At 73.9% G+C, this 18,972-nt stretch carries 17 protein-coding genes; 8 read left to right on the top strand and 9 right to left on the bottom strand.

Going from position 1 to position 18,972, the window contains the following annotated elements:
- Positions 1–28 precede the first annotated feature (28 nt).
- From ABZZ79_RS31720 to ABZZ79_RS31710, 3 genes are all read right to left on the bottom strand, one after another.
- Positions 29–907: a hypothetical protein gene (locus ABZZ79_RS31720; RefSeq protein ID WP_356694656.1), complete on the bottom strand. Its 879-nt coding sequence runs from the start codon at positions 905–907 to the stop codon at positions 29–31.
- Between the two features lie 31 nt (positions 908–938).
- Positions 939–2,465, bottom strand: coding sequence for a hypothetical protein (locus ABZZ79_RS31715; protein ID WP_356694654.1), 1,527 nt, complete (start codon positions 2,463–2,465; stop codon positions 939–941).
- 409 nt (positions 2,466–2,874) lie between these two features.
- Positions 2,875–3,567, bottom strand: a complete 693-nt coding sequence (locus ABZZ79_RS31710) for a GntR family transcriptional regulator (RefSeq protein ID WP_356694652.1) — start codon at positions 3,565–3,567, stop codon at positions 2,875–2,877.
- 475 nt (positions 3,568–4,042) lie between these two features.
- Here ABZZ79_RS31710 and ABZZ79_RS31705 point away from each other — a divergent pair, with 475 nt between their 5' ends.
- The 3 genes from ABZZ79_RS31705 to ABZZ79_RS31695 all read left to right on the top strand — a co-directional run bounded on the left by ABZZ79_RS31705 (position 4,043) and on the right by ABZZ79_RS31695 (position 6,391).
- Positions 4,043–4,801 (top strand): 5-oxoprolinase subunit PxpA, encoded by a 759-nt coding sequence (locus ABZZ79_RS31705; RefSeq protein ID WP_356694650.1) that lies wholly within the window; start codon positions 4,043–4,045, stop codon positions 4,799–4,801.
- A gap of 68 nt (positions 4,802–4,869) precedes the next feature.
- Positions 4,870–5,487 (top strand): allophanate hydrolase subunit 1, encoded by a 618-nt coding sequence (locus tag ABZZ79_RS31700; protein ID WP_356694696.1) that lies wholly within the window; start codon positions 4,870–4,872, stop codon positions 5,485–5,487.
- A gap of 34 nt (positions 5,488–5,521) precedes the next feature.
- Positions 5,522–6,391 carry a biotin-dependent carboxyltransferase family protein gene (locus ABZZ79_RS31695; RefSeq protein WP_356694648.1) on the top strand — a complete coding sequence of 290 codons (870 nt, stop codon included), beginning with the start codon at positions 5,522–5,524 and terminating at the stop codon, positions 6,389–6,391.
- Between the two features lie 80 nt (positions 6,392–6,471).
- On the opposite strand, the gene ABZZ79_RS31690 is transcribed toward ABZZ79_RS31695, so the two are convergent.
- The 5 genes from ABZZ79_RS31690 to ABZZ79_RS31670 all read right to left on the bottom strand — a co-directional run bounded on the left by ABZZ79_RS31690 (position 6,472) and on the right by ABZZ79_RS31670 (position 11,988).
- On the bottom strand, positions 6,472–7,326 hold the full coding sequence (locus ABZZ79_RS31690; RefSeq protein ID WP_356694646.1) for an SGNH/GDSL hydrolase family protein: 855 nt from the start codon (positions 7,324–7,326) through the stop codon (positions 6,472–6,474).
- Positions 7,323–8,492 (bottom strand): glycosyltransferase, encoded by a 1,170-nt coding sequence (locus tag ABZZ79_RS31685; protein WP_356694644.1) that lies wholly within the window; start codon positions 8,490–8,492, stop codon positions 7,323–7,325. The genes ABZZ79_RS31690 and ABZZ79_RS31685 overlap by 4 nt, the downstream gene beginning before the upstream one ends.
- Positions 8,489–9,622: a glycosyltransferase family 1 protein gene (locus ABZZ79_RS31680; RefSeq protein WP_356694642.1), complete on the bottom strand. Its 1,134-nt coding sequence runs from the start codon at positions 9,620–9,622 to the stop codon at positions 8,489–8,491. The genes ABZZ79_RS31685 and ABZZ79_RS31680 overlap by 4 nt, the downstream gene beginning before the upstream one ends.
- Positions 9,623–9,852: 230 nt before the next feature.
- Positions 9,853–11,271 carry a HEAT repeat domain-containing protein gene (locus tag ABZZ79_RS31675; RefSeq protein WP_356694640.1) on the bottom strand — a complete coding sequence of 473 codons (1,419 nt, stop codon included), beginning with the start codon at positions 11,269–11,271 and terminating at the stop codon, positions 9,853–9,855.
- 324 nt (positions 11,272–11,595) lie between these two features.
- Positions 11,596–11,988 carry an ankyrin repeat domain-containing protein gene (locus ABZZ79_RS31670; protein WP_356694639.1) on the bottom strand — a complete coding sequence of 131 codons (393 nt, stop codon included), beginning with the start codon at positions 11,986–11,988 and terminating at the stop codon, positions 11,596–11,598.
- A 262-nt stretch (positions 11,989–12,250) separates the two neighbouring features.
- On the opposite strand from ABZZ79_RS31670, the gene ABZZ79_RS31665 reads away from it, so the two are divergent.
- A complete protein-coding gene (locus tag ABZZ79_RS31665) occupies positions 12,251–12,445 on the top strand; it encodes a hypothetical protein (protein WP_356694637.1) in 195 nt (64 codons plus the stop codon).
- Between the two features lie 40 nt (positions 12,446–12,485).
- On the top strand, positions 12,486–14,315 hold the full coding sequence (locus tag ABZZ79_RS31660) for a hypothetical protein (RefSeq protein ID WP_356694635.1): 1,830 nt from the start codon (positions 12,486–12,488) through the stop codon (positions 14,313–14,315).
- A 66-nt stretch (positions 14,316–14,381) separates the two neighbouring features.
- Here ABZZ79_RS31660 and ABZZ79_RS31655 read toward each other — a convergent pair whose 3' ends face one another.
- Positions 14,382–15,887, bottom strand: coding sequence for a PLP-dependent aminotransferase family protein (locus tag ABZZ79_RS31655; protein WP_356694633.1), 1,506 nt, complete (start codon positions 15,885–15,887; stop codon positions 14,382–14,384).
- Positions 15,888–15,986: 99 nt separating this feature from the next.
- On the opposite strand from ABZZ79_RS31655, the gene ABZZ79_RS31650 reads away from it, so the two are divergent.
- Genes ABZZ79_RS31650 through ABZZ79_RS31640 form a run of 3 tightly spaced genes read left to right on the top strand, consistent with a single transcriptional unit; the run spans position 15,987 to position 18,815 of the window.
- Positions 15,987–16,652 (top strand): hypothetical protein, encoded by a 666-nt coding sequence (locus ABZZ79_RS31650; RefSeq protein ID WP_356694631.1) that lies wholly within the window; start codon positions 15,987–15,989, stop codon positions 16,650–16,652.
- A complete protein-coding gene (locus tag ABZZ79_RS31645) occupies positions 16,649–17,419 on the top strand; it encodes a glycerophosphodiester phosphodiesterase (protein ID WP_356694629.1) in 771 nt (256 codons plus the stop codon). The genes ABZZ79_RS31650 and ABZZ79_RS31645 overlap by 4 nt, the downstream gene beginning before the upstream one ends.
- A 52-nt stretch (positions 17,420–17,471) precedes the next feature.
- Positions 17,472–18,815: an MFS transporter gene (locus tag ABZZ79_RS31640; protein ID WP_356694627.1), complete on the top strand. Its 1,344-nt coding sequence runs from the start codon at positions 17,472–17,474 to the stop codon at positions 18,813–18,815.
- Positions 18,816–18,972 lie beyond the last annotated feature (157 nt).

Genomic DNA, 18,972 nt, shown 5'->3' with positions numbered 1-18,972 from the left:
CGTCAGTCTTCTTGCAGATCAGAAAGGTTCAGGAGTGGAACGGCAGCCCGGCGTCGGCCACCAGTTCCAGGTCGTCGCCGTCCTCGGCGGGCAGGAGCGTGGGCGTGCCGTCGGTGACCGGGACGACGCCCAGTTCCAGCAGTTCGGCCATGGCGGCGCTGCCGGCCATGTCGCGGACCTGGAGCTGGTAGCGGGCGGTCGTGCGGTAGGTGCCGCCGTGGTCGTCGCCGGTGCGCTGGAGGAACCCGGAGTCGGTGAGGAAGGCTACGGCCTTACCGACGATGCCGGTGGTGGACCCGGCGAGGCGGCGGGCGTCCTTGGTGGCGCCGGTGGCGCTGCGTCTGGCCCAGATCCGCCAGGCGGCCTCCAGACCGGGCGCGTCGGTGGCGGGGTCGGTGTTCTCACCCGTCTGCTCGGCCCGTTCCTCCAGACGGCGGCACGCCTGGCGGACGAACACGTCGACGCCGTTGACGCTGACGCGCCCGATGTAGCCGTCGTCGGCGAGGTCCTCGGCGCGCGGGAAGGCCAGGGCGGCGACCGCGAGGTGGGCGAGCCCGTGCAGGAACCGGTCGCCGCCGTCGGCGGACGTACGACGTGAGTAGTCGCCCATACGGACGGCGAACACCGAGTCCTCGGCCGCGGTCACGGCCATGCCCGCGCGCGGGGACACCTCCAGCACGATCAGGCCCAGTCCGGCGGCCACGGCGTCGGCGAGCCGGGCGAACGGCGGGTCCTCGCGGTAGCGCCGCAGCAGCTCGGTGTACTCCTGGTCCCGCGCGGGCTGGAGCTTCGGCTGGAGTCCGAAGGCGACGAGCCGAGCCGCGTCGGCGGCGTCGGCGGGCGTGACGGCGGGGTTCGCCGGCGCGGCGGCGGTCTCCGGCTCACTCCACTCGACGTGCTCGGTCACGGCTTGGGCTCCTTGCCTCGCTGTTGCTCACTCATGCTGCTTCCGTCCGGTCCGCCGCCATGCCCGCGGAGTCCAGCAGGGCGGTGCCCACGATCAGGTCGGCGCCGCCGAACTCGGGATCCTCCAGCTGCGTCCCGTCGTCCACGGCGAACAGGAGCTTCTCCTCGCCCTGCCGGTAGGCGGTGCCGACGGCGGGACTGGCCGCGTGCACGGCCAGCAGGGCGACCAGATACGGAAGTTCGGGGTCGGAGCGCCGGGCCTGCGCCAGCAGCCCCGACAGTCTGCGCGGGGCGTCGGGGGGCAGGTCCAGCAGCTCCATCGCCGCGGCCAGCTGCTCCTCGCTGAACCGGCTGTCGTCCGGCGTGGCGATCAGATCGGGCTCCGGCATCTCCGCGCCGAGGTGGTCCCGCTCCACGGGCGGTGTCAGCAGTATGTCCACGAGGTCGGCCACCCGTACCGACACCGGCGTACGGAACCCGGTCCCGCGCGCGAAGTACGCGTCGGTGACCCGGACGGCCTGTTCCAGCGGCAGCGGCAGCACGGGCGCGACGAGATGGCCGTAGAGGTCGATCCCCGAGGAGGCCAGGGGTGTGGCGAAGGCCTGCCGGTCCTGCTCCGCGCGGAACAGCGGGCCGGCCTCCAGCAGACGGGACTGGAGCTGGGTGTGGCGCCGGATGCAGTCCTTGACGATGTCGACCAGTTCGGCGGCGCGGCGCTTGTGCTCGGGGTCCTCGGACTCGTCTCGGGCCCTGCGGATGTTCGTCAGGATCGCGTTCTCGTGGCGGTACCGGTCGGCGACGTGGTCGAGCGCCTCGGCGATCATGTCGGGCACGGCGTTGAGCCAGTCCACCGCGCGTACGTTGCGCCGGGTGGCGTCGAGCGCTCTGCGCAGGGTCTCCGAGTACTGCACGGTGCGGTAGCGGGCCTGCTCCGCGGCGAGCTGGGCGTCGGCGAGCCGGCCACGGCTGATCAGGACCTCCAGCTTGACCTCGGCGGCGATCTGGGCGCTGGTGACATCGGTGTCGAGGGCGCCGACCAGGACGTTGACCGCCTCGTCCGTCGTACGGAGGTAGACGCTGCCGCCGGGGCCGGGGACCTCCTCGATCAGCTTGAAGTCGTAGTCCCGGCGGACGTAGGTGCCGTCCGGGGTGAAGGTGCCGTACACCGCGCGGAAGCCGCGGTCGACGCTGCCGACGTTGATCAGGTTCTCCAGCACCCAGCGGGCCACGCGCTCGTGCTCGGCGGTGGGGCGCTGCGGGGCCTGGGCGGCGATCCGGGGCACGAGGCGGGCGACGACCTGGTCGTGGTCGGCGCCGGTGTCGAAGTCCATGTTGAGTGTGACGAGGTCGATGGCCGAGAGGGCGACCTCCGCCATGCCGTACACCGAGTACTCGCCCGCGAGGTTGGCCTTGCGGGCGTCGAGGTCGTGCAGCGGCGCGGTGCACGCGAGCGCGCGCAGGCGCCGCGCCAGGCCTTCGTCGGCGGCCGGGCCCAGGGCGGGGCGCGGCCCCGCGCTGAGCTGGGGCGGAACGAGGTCCGTCGGGGCAGGCGAAGTCACGGTGCACAGATTAGGTCCTGGGTCTGACAACGACCCAAATCGGAAGGTCCGGGAGAGCTGCGGGTGGCACGGCGACAGCGCGCTGTCACCGGCTGCCGGGCTCCGCCCGGGCCCGCCCGGGTCCCCCTCGGGCTGCCGGGGTCCGCGCGGGCCCGCGCCCGAGTCCGCCCGAGTCCGCCCGGGCACGCCCGAGTCCGCTCGGGCCCGACGTGCGGCCCGACGTGCCCAACCGCCTCCTGACCGCCACCACCTCCGGCCAGGGCCCCGACGTCCTCAACCGCCGGTCCCGGGTGTCACGGGATGCCCGGACCCGCCCCGAGCGGGGTTCCCGGCCGCCCCGTCCGACGCCGGGCACGGATTGCCACGCGATGGCCGGACCCACCCTCGGTGGGCGCCGGACCGCTCGCCCCTACTCCGCGTCCATCCGCCTCTGGTACGCGTCCACGACCCGTTCCAGCGAATCCGCCAGGTACACCCCGAGCAGCCGCTCCGCGCCCTCCCTGTCCCCCGTTTCCAGGGCGCGCAGGATCTCCTCGTTGCGCTCCAGGTACGGCTCGTGCAGCCGCTGCGGGTCGTCCACGACGTGGAAGGCGAGCCGTAGCTCGGCGAACACGCCGCGCATCAGTTCGTCGGTGCGGGCGCTGCCCGCCAGCGCGACCAGTTCCCGGTGGAAGCGGATGTTGGCGGTGCCCAGCGCTTTCCAGTCGTCCTCGGCCACCGCGCGGCGGCCCTGGGCGACGGCCTCGGTGAGGCCGTCCAGCATGTACGGCGGCTCGCCGAGAGCCCGGACCACCGCGCACTCCACCAGCGCGCGCGTGCGGTGGATGTCCTCGACGTCCTCGACGGCGAGGACTCTCACGAAGACGCCGCGGTTCAGCTCGTGGACCAGCAGGCGCTCGTGCGTGAGCAGGCGGAACGCCTCGCGCAGGGTGTTGCGGGAGACGCCGAGAGCCCCGCCGATGCCGTCCTCCGAGAGCCGGGTGCCGGGCAGGAAGAAGCCCTCGGCGATACGGCTCCTGAGGATGTCGGCGACACGCTCGGCGGTGCTGGTGCGCCCGAGGAGGGCGCGGTCGTCGGCCAGTCCCGTCAACTGTTCTGCCATGCCCGGAATTCAACCGCAGTGAGAAGGGCGAAACAACAGAGGTATTGAAGGATCGTTCAACGATCCTCTACCTTGCTCCTCACCGCACGGCCCACCACGACGCGCCGCACACCACCGCCCAACACGACGCGCCGCACGCCACCGCCCAACACGACGCACCACACGCCACCGCCCAACACGATGCACCACACACCGCACGGCGTCGCACCACACCGCACGGCGTCGCACCGCCGCCAACGCGACGCGCCGCACACCGCAACGGCTCAGCACCGCGCCCCCCGACCCTTCACTGCGAGGTGCCCATGAGCTCGACCCGTCCGCCGGAGGCCACCGCCGCCCGACCGACCCCGCCGAGACCTCGTCCGGCACCGGCCCGCCGGGCCGGCCGCGCGCCCTGGGGCCGCGCGGCCCCCGTGCGTGTTCGCGGACGCGTCCGGCGGCTATGCCCTCGTTCTCGTATGCCCGGAAGGACCGCATGACCCCGATCGATCTGAACGCCGACCTCGGCGAGGGCTTCGGCCGCTGGCTGCTCACCGACGACGAGCAGCTGCTGTCGGTCGTCACCAGTGCCAACGTGGCCTGCGGCTTCCACGCCGGGGACGCGGCCACCATGCGGCGGGTGTGCGAGCTGGCGGCCGCGCGCGGTGTGACGATCGGCGCCCAGGTCTCCTACCGGGACCTCGCCGGATTCGGGCGGCGCGCGATGGACGTGCCGGCCGCCGAACTGGCCGCGGAGGTGGCCTATCAGATCGGCGCCCTTGAGGTGTTCGCCCGCGCGGCCGGCGCGCGCGTGGCCTACGTCAAGCCGCACGGGGCGCTCTACAACCGGGTCGTGCACGACGAGGAGCAGGCGGGCGCGGTGGTCGAGGGCGTCCTCCTGGCCGACGCCTCGCTGCCCGTGCTCGGGCTGCCCGGCTCACGGCTGCTGGAGCGCGCGGAGAAGGCCGGGCTCCCCGCCGTCACCGAGGCCTTCGCCGACCGCGCCTACACCGACCACGGCACGCTGGTGCCGCGCGGCACCGACGGCGCGGTGGTCACCGACCCGACGGCGGTCGTCGAACGGTCGGTCGGACTCGCCCGGGACGGACGGGTCGTCTCGCACTCGGGCCTGCCCATCCAGGTGCGGGCCCGGTCGCTGTGCCTGCACGGCGACACTCCGGGAGCGGTCGAGCTGGCCCGCCGGGTCCGCCGACGGCTGGAGGCCGCCGAGGTGCGGGTGGAGGCCTTCGCATGAAGGTCCCGCCCGCCGGCCGCGAGAGGGCCCTGCCCGCCGACCGCGCGATGGCCCTGCCCGCCGGCCGCTTGAGGGCCCTGCCCGTCGGCGACGACGCGCTGCTCGTCGAGGTCGCCTCCGGCGAGGAGGCCGAGGCCCTGCACGCGGAGCTGCTGCGCCGCCGCGCGCGGGGCTCGCTCAGCGTCCGCGAACTGGTGCCCGCCGCCCGTACGGTGCTCCTCGACGGCCTCGACGATCCGTCCCGGACCGCCGCCGAGCTCGCCGCCACGCCGTTGCCGCCCGTACCGCCACGCGCGCGTGAGGTGGTCGAACTGGCCGTGCGCTACGACGGACCCGACCTCGCGGACGTCGCCGCGCACTGGGGCGTGGCCGAACGTGAGGTGGCGCGCATCCACGCGGGCACCGAGTTCCGTGTCGCCTTCTGCGGCTTCGCGCCCGGCTTCGGGTACCTCACCGGCCTGCCGCCCCGCTACGACGTACCGCGCCGGGCGACCCCGCGCACGGCCGTGCCCGCGGGCGCGGTGGCCCTCGCGGGGCCCTACACGGGCGTGTACCCCCGCTCCTCCCCCGGTGGCTGGCAGCTGATCGGCACCACCGACAGCGTCCTGTGGGACCACGCGCGCGTACCGGCGGCGCTGCTCTCGCCGGGGGCACGGGTGCGGTTCGTGCCGGTGGGGGACGTATGACCGCCCGGCAGAGCGCGGCTGCCGGCGGTGACGTATGACCGATCGTGCGCTGTGCGTCGTACGGGCCGGGGCGCTGACCACCGTGCAGGACCGGGGGCGGCCCGGGTACGCCCATCTTGGTGTGCCCCGCTCCGGGGCACTGGACGGCCCCGCTGCGGCGCTCGTCAACCGTCTGGTCGGCAACCCGCCCGACGCCGCCGTCCTGGAGACCACCCTCACCGGCTGCGCCCTGCGGCCCCGCTCCGCGGTCACCGTCGCGGTCGGGGGCGCGCCCTGCGCGGTCACGGTGGACGGACGCCCGGCCGCCTGGGGCGCCCCGGTGCGCGTGCCCGCCGGGGCGCTGCTGGACGTCGGTCCGGCCGTGGCGGGCGTCCGGGGCTATGTCGCCGTCTCCGGCGGTGTCGCGGTCGAGCCGGTGCTGGGCAGCCGCTCCACCGACCTGCTGTCCGGGCTCGGCCCGGCACCGCTGGCCGACGGCGCCGTCCTGCCACTGGGACCCGCGGCCGGGTGCCACGCGCGCGTGGATGTGGCCCCGCAGCCCGCCCCGCCCGCGGAGCTGGTGCTGCGGGTGACCCCGGGCCCGCGCGACGACTGGTTCACCGACCGGGCGCTGCGCGACTTCACCACGCGCGCGTACCGCGTCTCCGCCGCGAGCAACCGCATCGGGCTGCGTACAGAGGGCCCGGCCCTGGAGCGGGCCCGTGCGGGTGAGGTGCCGAGCGAGGGCATGGTGCTCGGCGCGGTCCAGGTCCCGCCGGACGGCCGGCCCGTGGTGTTCCTCGCCGACCATCCCACCACCGGCGGCTACCCGGTCGTCGCCGTCGTACGCCGGGCCGACCTCCCGGCCGCCGCTCAGGCCGCGCCGGGGACACCGGTCAGGTTCGTTCCGGTGCGCCGCCGCTGAGCCGCGGAAGCCGTAACGGCGAGCGGCACGGGGCGCCCGCACCGGCACGAACCGGTGCGGGCGCCCCGTCGGCCGGCGTTCTACGCCGCCTCCGGCTCGGGCCCGTCCCCCACCGACAGCGCGGCGAGGGCCATGGCCACCGCGTGGGCGGCGCGCAGGTCGAGCCGGGCGCTGGTGCCGCGCACGCGGTGACGCGTCTCGTCGGCCGCGAGGCGCAGCAGCTGGGGCAGCAGGTCGGTGCAGCGCCGGGCCACCCAGGCGGTGCCCGCGGTGGCCAGCCACAGCAGGCCGGCCGCCCGGGTGGGCTCCGGGAACTCCGGCTCCGTCTCGGGCGGCTTCCCGCTCGCCAGGCCCGCCTCGGCGAGCAGTTCGTGGAAGCGCAGGGCGATCTGCCGGTGCCCGCGCTCGCCCGGGTGCAGCCGGTCCGCGCTCCACAGGGCGCGGTCGGTCAGCCATCCGCCCTCGCTGGCGTGCAGATGCACGGCCCCGTAGCGCTCGGACAGCGCGTGCACCACGGTGTTGACCGCCCGCTGGCGCCGGGCCAGCGGGCGGGCCAGCGAGCCGGGCAGTCCGAGCATGGCGCCGGGGTCGGGCAGACAGGCGGTGAGCACGACCGTGCCCTGCTCGGCGAAGGCCGCGTACGCCCGGTCGAGCCGGGCGGCGACGGCATGGATGTCGAAGGTGCAGCGCAGGGTGTCGTTGACGCCGATGAGGACGGACGCGACGTCCGGCTTCAGGGCGAGTGCGACGGGGAGCTGAGAGTCCACGATGTCGCGGGTCTGCGCCCCGCTGACCGCGAGGTTGGTGAACTCGACGGACTCCAGGTCGAGTCCGTCGGCGAGCAGCGCGGCCCAGCCGCGCCACCCGTCTGCCACTCGGTCGCCCACTCCTTCGGTGAGGGAGTCCCCGAGTGCCACGTAGCGGACGGATCTCATGCCGTGCCTCCGGGCAGGACCGTGTCCCGGGGCGCGAGGACGGTCGCCTCGTGCGCGGCGAGGAAGGCCTCCACGGCGGCGCCCCAGCCGAAGCACTCGGCACGCGCGCGTGCGGCCTCGCGGCGCCCGGCGTCGGGGCGGTCGAGCAGGTAGGCGACGGCCTCCGCGAAGGCGTCCCCGTGGTCGGCGGCGGCGGCTCCGGCGGAGCCGATCACCTCGGGCAGCGCGGAGGTGGCGCTGACGGCCACGGGCGTGCCGCAGGCCATCGCCTCCAGGGCGGCGAGCCCGAAGGTCTCGGCCGGTCCGGGCGCCAGGCACACGTCGGCGGAGGCCTGGAGCGCGCCGAGCAGCCCGCTGTCGGAGACATGGCCGAGGAAGGTCACCGGCAGGCCGCGCTCCCGCGCCCGCTGCTCCAGACGGGGCCGCAGCGGTCCGTCCCCGGCGACGACCAGCACCGCGGGCACCCCGCGGCGGCGCAGCGCCACCAGGGCGTCGAGCGCGGTGCCGGGCCGTTTCTCCACGGACAGCCGGGAGCACATCACCAGCAGGGTCTCGTCCACGCGCGCGTAGCGGGCCCGCAGTGCCGCCGAGCGCAGAGCGGGGTGGCGGGCGATCAGATCGACGCCCAGCGGGGCCCGTACGACGTTGCGGGCGCCGATGCGGACGAACTCCCGCTCGGCGAACTCGGTGGTGCACACGACCTTGGAGTAGACGTGCGCGGTGCGGACGTTGAGGGAGTCCGCGGCGCGCCGGGAGAAGCCCTCCGGCAGGCCCCAGGTGCGCAGCACGCCGTCGGCGGTCTCGTGGGAGACCATCACCGCGGGCACCCGGGCGCGGCGCGCCCAGCGGCCCGTCCAGCGCAGGGTCGTGCGGTCGGAGACCTCCAGGCGGTCCGGGGCGAGGTCCTCCAGGAGGGCGGCGACGCGCCGCTTGTCGGCGAGGACGCGGTAGCCGCCGGTGCCGGGCAGCATCGGGCCGGGCAGGGTGATCACGCGGCCCTGCTCGGTGTCCTGGTCGGTGTGCCGCTCACCGGGCACGACGAGCACCGGCTCGTGGCCGGCGGCCCGGAACCCCTTGCCCAGCTCGCGCAGTGCCGTGCGCAGGCCGCCTGAGGCGGGGGCGACGAAGTTCGCCACCCGCACGATCCGCAGCGACTGACCGGTCATGCCGCCAGCACCGCCTTCCGGGCCAGCAGCACGTTCTCGTAGTGCCCGATGAGCCGGTCGCCGACGGCGGCCCAGGTGCGGCCCTCGACGGCGGCCCGTCCGGCGGCTCCGTAGGCGGCGCGTGCGGCGGGGTCGGCGGCCAGGGTGACGAGGGCGTCGCGTACGGCGCCGACGTCGCGCGGCGGGACCAGCAGTCCGGTGCGGCCGTGGTCCACGAGGTCCAGGGGGCCGCCGACGGCGGGGGCGACGACGGGCACGCCGCTGGCCATGGCCTCCTGCACGGTCTGGCAGAAGGTCTCGAAGGGGCCGGTGTGCGCGAAGACGTCCAGCGAGGCGAAGATCCGGGCCAGGTCATCGCCGGTGCGGCGGCCGAGGAAGGCGGCGCCGGGCAGCGCCTCGGTCAGGTGGGCCCGGCTCGGTCCGTCGCCGACGACCACGACGCGCACGCCGGGCAGGGAGCAGGCCCCGGCGAGCAGTTCGACCTGCTTCTCGGGGGCGAGCCGGCCGACGTAGCCGACGATCAGCTCGCCGTTCGGGGCGAGCTCACGGCGCAGGTTCTCGTCGCGCAGCTCGGGCCGGAAGCGGGCCGTGTCGACACCGCGCGGCCACAGGTGCACGCGAGGCACGCCGTGGGCCTCCAGGTCGCTGCGGGCGGCGCTGGAGGGGGCGAGGGTGAGGTCGGCGGCGGCGTGCACGGAGCGGATGCGCCGCCAGGCGGCCGCCTCGCCGGCGCCCATGTAGGTGCGGGCGTATCCGGCCAGGTCGGTCTGGTAGACGGCCACGGCGGGCACGCCGTGCTTGGCGGCGGCGGACATGCCGCGCACGCCGAGGACGAAGGGGCTGGCCAGGTGGACGATGTCCGCGCGGTGGTCGGCGATGGCGCCCGCGACGCGTCGGCTGGGGAGGGCGACGCGTACCTGGGGGTAGCCCGGGAGCGGAAGGGACGGGATGCGGACGACGGGGCACGGCGCATGGGCGTCGGCCTCGGGTCCGGTACCGGCGGCGGTGGCCGGTGCGACGACGAGGGGTGCGTGACCGCGGTCGACGAGGTGCCGGGCGGTCTGGAGCGCGCAGTGGGCCACGCCGTTCACATCGGGGGGAAAGGATTCGGTCACGATGACGACACGCATATGGGTGTTGTCGCCGTACCGGACGTGGACGCGTCAACGTGGATCTTTCCGGTGCGGGAACGTCCCATGAGCGTTGAGCTGCGCACCCGCGCGGGCCAGGCGGCGTCCATGCGCGCCTGACCCGCGAGTCATCCCCTGTTCACCCGGCGGGCGGGGAACCGCCCGCTGTGTTGCTCGTACGGGGTTTTCCGGCCAAAGGCGTCACTTGCCTCGTACCGGTGCGGCCGGGCTCAGGCCGGGGGTGTCTCGGTGCCGATACGGCTGCGTACGGCGGTCTGGACCTCGGCCTCCTCGGCCGGGTCGGCGGCGAGCCGGCGGAGCCGGTCGACGACGCGGTTGTCACCGGTCTCGGCGTACCTCGCGGCGATCTCGCGGGTGCTCTCCTCGCAGTCCCACAGGCATTCGACGGCGAATCCCGCGGGGAAGGAGGGGTCGGTGGCGGCGAGGGCGCGGGCGGCCCGGCCCCGCAGATGGGAGGACGCCGTCTCACGGTAGATGTGGCGCAGGACGGGGGCGGCGCAGGCGATGCCGAGCCGGCCGGTTCCGTCGACCAGGGTCCACAGGGTCGGCCCGTCGGGCCCCTCGCCCCGTACGGCCTCACGCAGGGCGCCGAGGACCAGGTCCTTGTCCTGGGCCCCGCCCCGGCAGGCGAGCATCCGTCCGGCGGCGGCGCCGAGCGGGTCGGGCCGGTGGGCCCAGCGGCGGGCGCGCTCCACGGCGGCGAGGCTGCGCATGCGCTCGTAGGACTCGACGGCGGCCTCCACGACCGGCGTGGGGCCGGTGGTGACGGCCTGCTCGATCAGGTCGAGGGCGGCGGGGTCGTCGCTGTCGGCGAGATAGCGCAGGGCGGTGCAGCGGGCGCCCTCGGTGCCGGTCCGGGCGGCGTCGAGGATCTCGGGGCGGTCCTCGGGTCCGGCCACGGCGCTCAGGCAGCGGGCGGCGGGGACGTGCAGTGCGGTGCCGCGTTCGATGCCCTGCTGGGCCCAGTCGAACACCGCCTGGACGCTCCACCCCGGGCGGGGTCCGGACGGCCGCATCTGGCGCTGCCAGCGGTCGAAGCAGCCGGTCTCGTGGGCGGCACGCACGCGTGTGGCGATCCAGTCGCGGGAGTCGTCGGCCCACAGCCGCCAGGGCCGTGGCTCGAAGGCGTCGCGCACGGTGGCGGCCAGTTCGGCGTCGCCCTCGGGATCGCGCGGGAAGCGGGCGAGCACGGGATCGGCGAGCGAGCGCAGTCCGGCGTCGTCGTCGCGCAGGGCGAGCTCGTCCAGGGCCCAGGCCCAGTTGGTGCCGTGGGCGGCGTACCTGCGCAGCAGTTCGAGCGCGTCGCGCCTGCCGTAGGAGGCGAGATGGCCGAGGACCGCGAGGGCGAGGCCGGTGCGGCAGTCCTCGGTGTCGAGGATGTCCTCGGGGTCGAAGAGATGGGCCTCGATGGCGTCGAGTTCGCCGCCCAGGTCGAGGTACAGACGGGCGTAGTACAGGGAGCGGTTCTCCACCTGCCAGTCGTGGCGGGGGTCGCGCACCACACAGTGGTTGAGCGCCGCGAGTGCCTCGGCGCGCGGGGCGGTGAGCGCGTGCAGAGTGCCGTCGCCGCGGCCCCGCTGAAGCAGGCCGAGCAGCGTACCGCTGGGCGCTATGACCGGATCGAACATGGGAAACAGCCTCACATCAAGCGTCGACGCAACCGGGAAACGTGCTTTACCTGGCCGCGTGACAACACGTCGGGGCGCCCGCCGTCTCATGCCTGCTGTAGACCATCTTCCTCTGCCTCTCGTCGGTGGCCCATGCGGGCCGCATCACGGCCCGCGCGGTGCGGCAACACCTGCCCAGCCATCGCGTCCGTAAATCACGACGTCATGATGACTCGGCGCTCTTCGATGCCGCGACCGAAATATCCGGCGGCCCTGTACCGCCTCCCCCGTATTCCGTTGCGTAACCCGCCAGGGACCGTGTATTCCCTGGTCAGGGTGTTCGGATCAGTGCGTTCCGAACAGTGTGAGCAAGTCCGTCTTGCCGAACATGCGTGCGGTGTCGACGGCTGACGGCGTGCCTGCGGCCGGGTCGGCGCCGCTCTCCAGGAGGGTCCTGATCACGGCCTCCTCGCCCTTGAAGACCGCCCCCGCGAGCGGGGTCTGGCCTCGGTCGTTGACGCGGTCCGCCTCGGCCCCGCGGGCGAGGAGTTCACGCACCGCGTCGGCGTGGCCGTGGTAGGCGGCGAGCATCACGAGGGAGTCGCCGCGGTCATTGGTGAGGCTGGCCGGAACTCCCGCGTCCAGATACGCCACGAGCGCCTCGGTCCGCCCCTGCCGGGCCAGATCGAAGATCTTGGTCGCGAGCTCCACGACCTCGGGGTCGGGGGCTTCACTCATCGGCCGGTCCACCTCTCCTTACAGCCGTTCAGGTGAACCGCCAGGGTACTGGCTGCGGGCGCACATGACCGGAGCCGCCCGAGGCAAAGATCAGCGCGAGACCCGTTCGACGCAACTTCCCTGCTCAGGCGACGCCTCCACGACTCCGCCATCCGGGCGAAATATTGAGAATTTCCCCCATTTGCACCTTTTATCGTATGGATACATCCTGTGAGCCTGGAAGTACTCATGGTGACTGTCCCCGCGAACCAGGAGAACTCAAATGATCCTGTCCATGTCTGGCGTGGTCCTGCTCGGCATCATCGTCTTCCTCTTCTTCAAGAAGGACGGACTCAAGGCGTCGCATGCCCTCGTCGCGGCCCTCTTCGGCTTCTATCTGGCCAGTACGGCCATCGCGCCGAGCATCAAGGCCGGCGGCGAGAGCCTGGCGAGCCTGCTCGGCGGCATCAAGTTCTGACGCCGAAGACCCCGTCCGCACGTACCTTCAGGAGACAGAAGTGGCCCGGCGCCCCCTCCCCCGCATCCTGAGCACAGGCAGCGCACAGATCGCCCGGAGCCGGGAGCTGGCCCGGACGGCGGCCGACAGCGCCACCGACGTCCTCCATCCGCTGATCACGATCACCCGCGGTCTGCGCCGGCTGGCATCCGCCGGGCGGCGCAGATGGGCCGAGACCCCCAAGGAGAAGCGCGGACCGCTGCTCTTCCTGGTGGCGTCGGTGATCCTGGTCGTCGCGCTCGTGCCGTACGGCCCGCTGCTGGCCGTCATCACCCTGATGGCGGCCGCGGCCTGGCACGGCAGGGACCGCACCCCGGCCGCCCCTGAGGGCCCCGACGAGTCCCAGGCACAGCGCCTCCAGTCGCTGTACGAGGCCCTGGTCCCCTATTTCTCGGCCGCCGAGGACCCGGACCCGCTGTACACCCACGGCGGCGACTGGGAGAAGGGGCTGTCCGGCTTCGAGTTCGACGACTCGGGCCGCATCAGCCACCTCGTGGTCCGCTACCCGGCGTACTTCACGGACGGCGAACCGGCCGCCCGAACGCGGATCGAGCAGCTGCTCACCGCCAAGTCGGGGCGCGGCCGCGAGTACCACTTCGCCTGGGACGAGGAGGGCAACCAGCTCACGGTCACCGTGCTGGCCCCGCTGCCCACCGACATCGCCGCCCAGCGGTTCGTCACCTCGCCCGGCGAGACCGTCCTCGGTTTCACGGATCCCGGAGAGGTGCCGCGCACGCTCCCCCTCACCCACGGGGAGGAGCAGCGCGACGTCCCGCCCGTCGTGTGGCGCACCGGCATCCGCTCCACCGAGCCGCACCTGCTGGCGGTGGGCCAGCCCGGCAGCGGCACCTCCACCCTCGTCCGCTCGATCGCCCTCCAGGCGCTCCAGTACGGCGACGTGCTGGTCGTCGAGGGCGGCAGCACCGGCGAGTACGCCTGTCTCACCGGCCGGGAGGGCGTCCTCGCGGTCGAGTGCGGCGCGCCCGGGGCGCTGGCCGCCCTGGAGTGGGCCGCGCACGAGACCGAGCGCCGGCTCATCGAGCTGAACCGCGCCCGTCAGGCGGGACAGGCGCCGCCCGAGGACACCCGGCGCCCGCTGTGGATCCTGCTGGACCGCCCCGGTGCGCTCGGCCATGTCCCCGCCGAGGGGCAGCCGGACCCGCTGTCCCTGCTCCAGCTGCCGCTGCGGCACGGCCGCGCCGCCCAGGTGACCGTGGTGGTGGCCGAACAGTTCGACCATCTCGATCTGCTCGGTGACGCCGTACGACAGCACACACGCGCGCGTGTCGTCCTCGGACCGGCCACCGCCGAGCAGTTGCGGTCGGTGCTGGGCGCCCCGCCCCACACCACCCCCGTCCCGCATGTGCCGCCCGGCCGCGGCTACGCCCGGCTGGGCACCGGCCCGGTGCTCCGCCTCCAGGTGCCCGCCACACCCGACCCCTACGACGACGCCACCAGCGACGCCCAGCGCCAGGCCGTCCTCGACCTCCTGCCGCCGCGCTCGCCCCATGCGGACGCCCTGCCGGAGCCGGTGGACGCACCGCCGGAGCCGGTGGACGCACCGCCGGAGCCGGTGACGGTCCCGGTGACGCCGCTCGACAAGGGGCCTGTGGAGAGCGTGTCCGCGGAGAGCGTGCCCGTGGAGAACGTGCCCGTGGAGAACGTGCCCGTGGCGAAGATCTCCCTGGACAGCGTGCCCGTGGACAAGTTGCCCATGACGAAGGTGCCGATCGAGAACGTGCCGATCGAGAAAGTGCCGGTCGACAAGGTGCCGGTCGGCGAACTGGCCGTGAACAAGGTGCCGACGGAGGCGATGGCAGCGGAGAGCTGACCGGACGCGGCACCGCCGAGAGCCGGGACGGGTCCCCCCGTCCCGGCTCTCATGTCGTACGCGGCTTCACGCCACGAAGGTGCGGGGCGCCTCGGTCCCCGCCGTCCCCCCGCTCTCCACCAGCCGGGCAGCCGCGGCAAGCCGTACCGCCGCCTCCTCCGCGACCGCCCCGCCGACGGTGAACGGCAGCCGCACATAGCCCTCGAACGCCCCGTCGACCCCGAAGCGCGGTCCGGACGGTACGCGCACGCCGACCCGCTCTCCCGCCTCGGCGAGCCGGGACCCCGACAGACCACCGGCGCGCACCCAGAGGGTGAGACCGCCCTGCGGCACCTCGAACTCCCAGTCCGGCAGCTCCCGCCGGACGGCCGTGACGAGCGCGTCCCGGTTCTCCCGGGCCTGGGCGCGGCGCACCTCGACGGCGGACTCCCAGCCGCCGGTGCTGAACAGCCAGTTCACGGCGAGCTGCTCCAGGACGGGCGTGCCCAGGTCGGCGTAGGCGCGGGCGGCGACCAGGCTGCGGATGACGTCCGGGGCGGCGCGCACCCAGCCGATGCGCATGCCGGCCCAGAATGCCTTGCTGGCCGAGCCGACGGTGATGACCGTCGATCCGGCGGGGTCGAAGCCGCACACGGGGCGCGGCATGACCCCGGCGATCTCCTCGTCCAGCCACAGTTCGGTCATGGTCTCGTCGGCGACCAGCACGGTCCCGGCCGAGCGGGCGGCCTCCACCAGGCGACGGCGCTGGTCCTCGTCGGCCAGGGCGCCGGTGGGGTTGTGGAAGTCGGCGACGACGTAGGCGATGCGCGGCGCGGCCTCGCGCAGCACCTGGCGCCAGCGGTCCATGTCCCACCCGGTCAGTCCCTCGGCCATCGCGACGGGCACCAGCCTGGCCCCGGCCTCCCGCATCAGCTGGAGGATGTTGGCGTAGGAGGGCGACTCGACGGCGATGCGCTCGCCGCGGCCGGCGAACAGATGGCAGATGGCGTCGATGGCACCCATCGCGCCGGTGGTCACCATGATCTGCTCGGGCATGGTCGGGATGCCGCGCGTGCTGTACCGCTCGGCGATCATCGTGCGCAGCGCGGGCAGCCCGGCGGGATAGTCGCCGTGCGTGTGGGCGTACGGCGGCAGCTCCTCCAGGGCGCCCCGCACGGCGCGGGTGAGCCAGGGCTCGGGGGCGGGCAGGGCGGCGCAGCCGAGGTCGATCATCGAGCCGAGCGCCTCGGGCGGCAGGGGCTCCAGGCCGCGCGCGGGCAGCGGATTCCCGGCGGGCACGGCGGTCCAGCTGCCCGCGCCGCGCCGGGACTCCAGGAAGCCCTCGGCGCGCAGCGCCTCGTAGGCGGCCGCGACGGTGGTGCGGCTGACGGACAGCGACAGGGCAAGCTCCCGCTCGGCGGGCAGCCGGGCGGCCACCGGGACGCGGCCCTCCAGCACCAGCAGCCGGACGCCGTCGGCGAGGGCGCGATAGGCGGGCGGGCGGCGGGTGCCGGGGCCCGCGGGGCGCTCCTGCTGCGACTTGAGGAGCCGGGCGAGCTGGGCCGCCCCGACGGCCGAGGTCCACTGAGCCATGGTTTTCAGTCCACCTTCCCGGAATTGGCCATGGATGGCATGGTTTCCCGAGCCACAGAGTGTCATGCGTCAGGCCACTTCCACCACCAGGGAGACATCTTGCGCACCACAGGCGCCACACGGGGCGGGCTCGTCCGCCGCCTGATCCAGCTCTACACCGGTCTCGCCCTGTACGGCGCCAGCTCCGCTCTCCTGGTGGAGTCGGGCCTGGGGCTGGAGCCGTGGAACGTCCTGCACCAGGGCCTGGCCGAGCTGACCGGCCTGACGATCGGCGTGGTGTCGATCGTCGTGGGCGCGGCGGTGCTGCTGCTGTGGATCCCGCTGCGCCAGCGGCCGGGTCTCGGCACGGTCTCCAACGTCTTCGTGGTGGGCATCGCCATGGACGCCACCCTCGCCGCACTCCCCGAGGCCCACGGGCTGACCGTCCGGGTGCCGCTGATGCTGGCCGGCATCCTGCTCAACGGTGTCGCCACCGGGCTCTACATCGCCGCCCGCTTCGGCCCCGGCCCGCGCGACGGGCTGATGACCGGGCTGCACCGGCGCACCGGCCGGTCGATCCGGCTGATGCGGACGGCGATCGAGGTCGCGGTCGTGGTCAGCGGCTTCGCGCTCGGCGGCACCATCGGGGTCGGCACGCTCCTGTACGCGCTGTCCATCGGCCCGCTCGCCCAGCTCTTCCTGCGGGTGTTCGCCGTTCCCCCGGCATCCGACCGCAGCACGGTCGTTGCCACCGGTCAACCCCGAGGAGCCATACTGCGTCCGTGACCAGCACGCGCATACGCCACCCGTACCTCGACCACCCCGGCCCGATACCGTTCGCCCACCGCGGCGGGGCGGCCGACGGCCTGGAGAACACCACCCTCCAGTTCCGGCGTGCGGTCGAGCTGGGCTACCGGTACATCGAGACGGACGTCCACGCCACGCGCGACGGCAGGATCGTGGCCTTCCACGACTCCACGCTGGACCGGGTGACCGACGGGGCGGGCCGGATCGGGGACCTGACCCTGGGTGAGGTCCAGCGCGCGCGGGTGGCGGGGCAGGAGCCTGTACCGCTGTTCGAGGAGCTCCTGGCGGAGTTCCCGCGGGTGCGCTGGAACGTCGACCTCAAGGCGGAGTCGGCGCTGCACCCCTTCCTGGAACTGGTCGAGCGCACCGACGCCTGGGACCGGATCTGCGTCGGATCCTTCTCCGAGGCGCGCGTGGTGCGTGCCCAGCGGCTGGCCGGACCGCGCCTGGCCACGTCGTACGGCACGCGCGGGGTGCTGAATCTGCGGTTGCGCTCCTGGGGTGTGCCCGCCGCGCTGCGCGCCTCGGCGGTCGCGGCGCAGGTTCCGGAGTCGCAGTCGGGCATCCAGGTGGTCGACCACCGCTTCGTGCGCGCGGCCCACGCGCGGGGGCTCCAGGTGCACGTGTGGACGATCAACGAACCCGAGCGTATGCACAGGCTCCTGGACCTGGGCGTCGATGGCATCATGACCGATCACATCGAAACACTGCGCAAGGTCATGGAGGACCGGGGCGTCTGGGTCTGACGCCCCGGCCGGCGCCCGCGCGCGGCGTGAGAACTTGGAAGCGAGGGCGCGGGTGGGGACCGACACCGTGCGGACGGCCGTCGACGAGGCCGCGGACCGGCGGCGCGAGCAGCGCGGCTGGTACTTCTACGACTGGGCGTGCTCGGTCTACTCGACCAGCGTGCTCACCGTGTTCCTCGGCCCCTATCTGACCTCGGTGGCCGAGTCCGCGGCGGACGCCGACGGGTTCGTGCACCCGCTCGGCATCCCGGTGCGCGCCGGAGCGTTCTTCCCCTACGCCGTGTCCCTGTCGGTGATCGTCTCCGTGCTGGCGATGCCGCTGGTGGGCGCCGCCGCCGACCGCACGGGCCGCAAGAAGCCGCTGCTGGGCGTGGCCGCGTACATCGGGGCCGGGGCGACGGCCGGGATGTTCTTCCTGGGCGGCGACCGCTATCTGCTCGGCGGCGCCCTGCTGATCGTCGCGAACGCGGCGCAGTCCGTGGCGATGATGCTCTACAACTCCTATCTCCCGCAGATCGCCACTCCCGAGGAGCGCGACGCGGTCTCCTCCCGGGGCTGGGCGTTCGGCTACGCGGCCGGCGCCCTGGTCCTGGTCGCCGATCTCGTCCTCTATCTCGCCCACGACAGCTTCGGCCTGTCCGAGGGCATGGCGGTGCGGATCTGTCTGGCCTCGGCCGGACTGTGGTGGGGCGCCTTCGCACTGATCCCGCTGCGCCGGCTGCGCGACCGCCGCACTCCCGTGCGCGAGGCGACCGCCCCCGGCCTGAAGCAGCTCGCGGCCACGGTCCGGGACATGCGGCGCCACCCGCTGACACTGGGCTTCCTGCTGGCCTACCTGGTCTACAACGACGGCATCCAGACGGTGATCTCCCAGGCCTCCGTGTACGGCTCCGAGGAGCTGGATCTGGATCAGTCGACGCTCATCACGGCGGTGCTCCTCGTCCAGGTGCTGGCGGTGGCGGGCGCGCTGGCCCTGGGCCGACTGGCCCGCACGTACGGGGCCAAGCGGACGATCCTCGGCTCGCTGGTCGCCTGGACGGTGACCCTGGCCGCGGGCTACTTCCTGCCTGCCGGGCAGCCGGTGTGGTTCTTCGTGCTGGCCGCCGGGATCGGGCTGGTGCTGGGCGGCAGCCAGGCGCTGTCCCGCTCGCTGTTCTCCCATCTCGTCCCGCCCGGCAAGGAGGCCGAGTACTTCTCGGCGTACGAGCTGAGCGACCGCGGGATGAGCTGGCTGGGGCCGCTGCTGTTCGGGCTGACATTCCAGCTGACAGGCAGCTATCGGGACGCGATCATCTCGCTCGTCGCCTTCTTCGTGCTGGGATTCGTCCTGCTGGCCCGGGTTCCCGTACGCCGGGCGATCGGCGACGCGGGCAACCCCGTTCCTGAGAAGATTTAGCGCTCAGGGCGAAAGGGCGGTAGTGTACGCCTTTGGCCTGCCAGGCGTACCGTTACTGCGCGTCAAAGATTCAGGAACGCCGGGTGACATCTCCTAGCAGAGGTGACAAACCGGGCGCCGGTGGGTACTGCACTGGTTGACAAGGCTGCGGCTACGA

Source organism: Streptomyces sp. NPDC006458 (assembly GCF_040612135.1).
Classification (GTDB): domain Bacteria; phylum Actinomycetota; class Actinomycetes; order Streptomycetales; family Streptomycetaceae; genus Streptomyces.
Note: the sequence above shows the minus strand (reverse complement) of the source record. Positions and strands in the feature narration are given on the sequence as shown.

What these genes read in the sequence shown, in the direction of transcription:
- ABZZ79_RS31710 (WP_356694652.1), bottom strand. Translation starts at nt 3,567, where the DNA reads ATGGCAGAACAGTTGACGGGACTGGCCGACGACCGCGCCCTCCTCGGG.
- ABZZ79_RS31705 (WP_356694650.1), top strand. Translation starts at nt 4,043, where the DNA reads ATGACCCCGATCGATCTGAACGCCGACCTCGGCGAGGGCTTCGGCCGC.
- ABZZ79_RS31695 (WP_356694648.1), top strand. Translation starts at nt 5,522, where the DNA reads ATGACCGATCGTGCGCTGTGCGTCGTACGGGCCGGGGCGCTGACCACC.
- ABZZ79_RS31690 (WP_356694646.1), bottom strand. Translation starts at nt 7,326, where the DNA reads ATGAGATCCGTCCGCTACGTGGCACTCGGGGACTCCCTCACCGAAGGA.
- ABZZ79_RS31685 (WP_356694644.1), bottom strand. Translation starts at nt 8,492, where the DNA reads ATGACCGGTCAGTCGCTGCGGATCGTGCGGGTGGCGAACTTCGTCGCC.
- ABZZ79_RS31680 (WP_356694642.1), bottom strand. Translation starts at nt 9,622, where the DNA reads ATGCGTGTCGTCATCGTGACCGAATCCTTTCCCCCCGATGTGAACGGC.
- ABZZ79_RS31675 (WP_356694640.1), bottom strand. Translation starts at nt 11,271, where the DNA reads ATGTTCGATCCGGTCATAGCGCCCAGCGGTACGCTGCTCGGCCTGCTT.
- ABZZ79_RS31670 (WP_356694639.1), bottom strand. Translation starts at nt 11,988, where the DNA reads ATGAGTGAAGCCCCCGACCCCGAGGTCGTGGAGCTCGCGACCAAGATC.
- ABZZ79_RS31665 (WP_356694637.1), top strand. Translation starts at nt 12,251, where the DNA reads ATGATCCTGTCCATGTCTGGCGTGGTCCTGCTCGGCATCATCGTCTTC.
- ABZZ79_RS31655 (WP_356694633.1), bottom strand. Translation starts at nt 15,887, where the DNA reads ATGGCTCAGTGGACCTCGGCCGTCGGGGCGGCCCAGCTCGCCCGGCTC.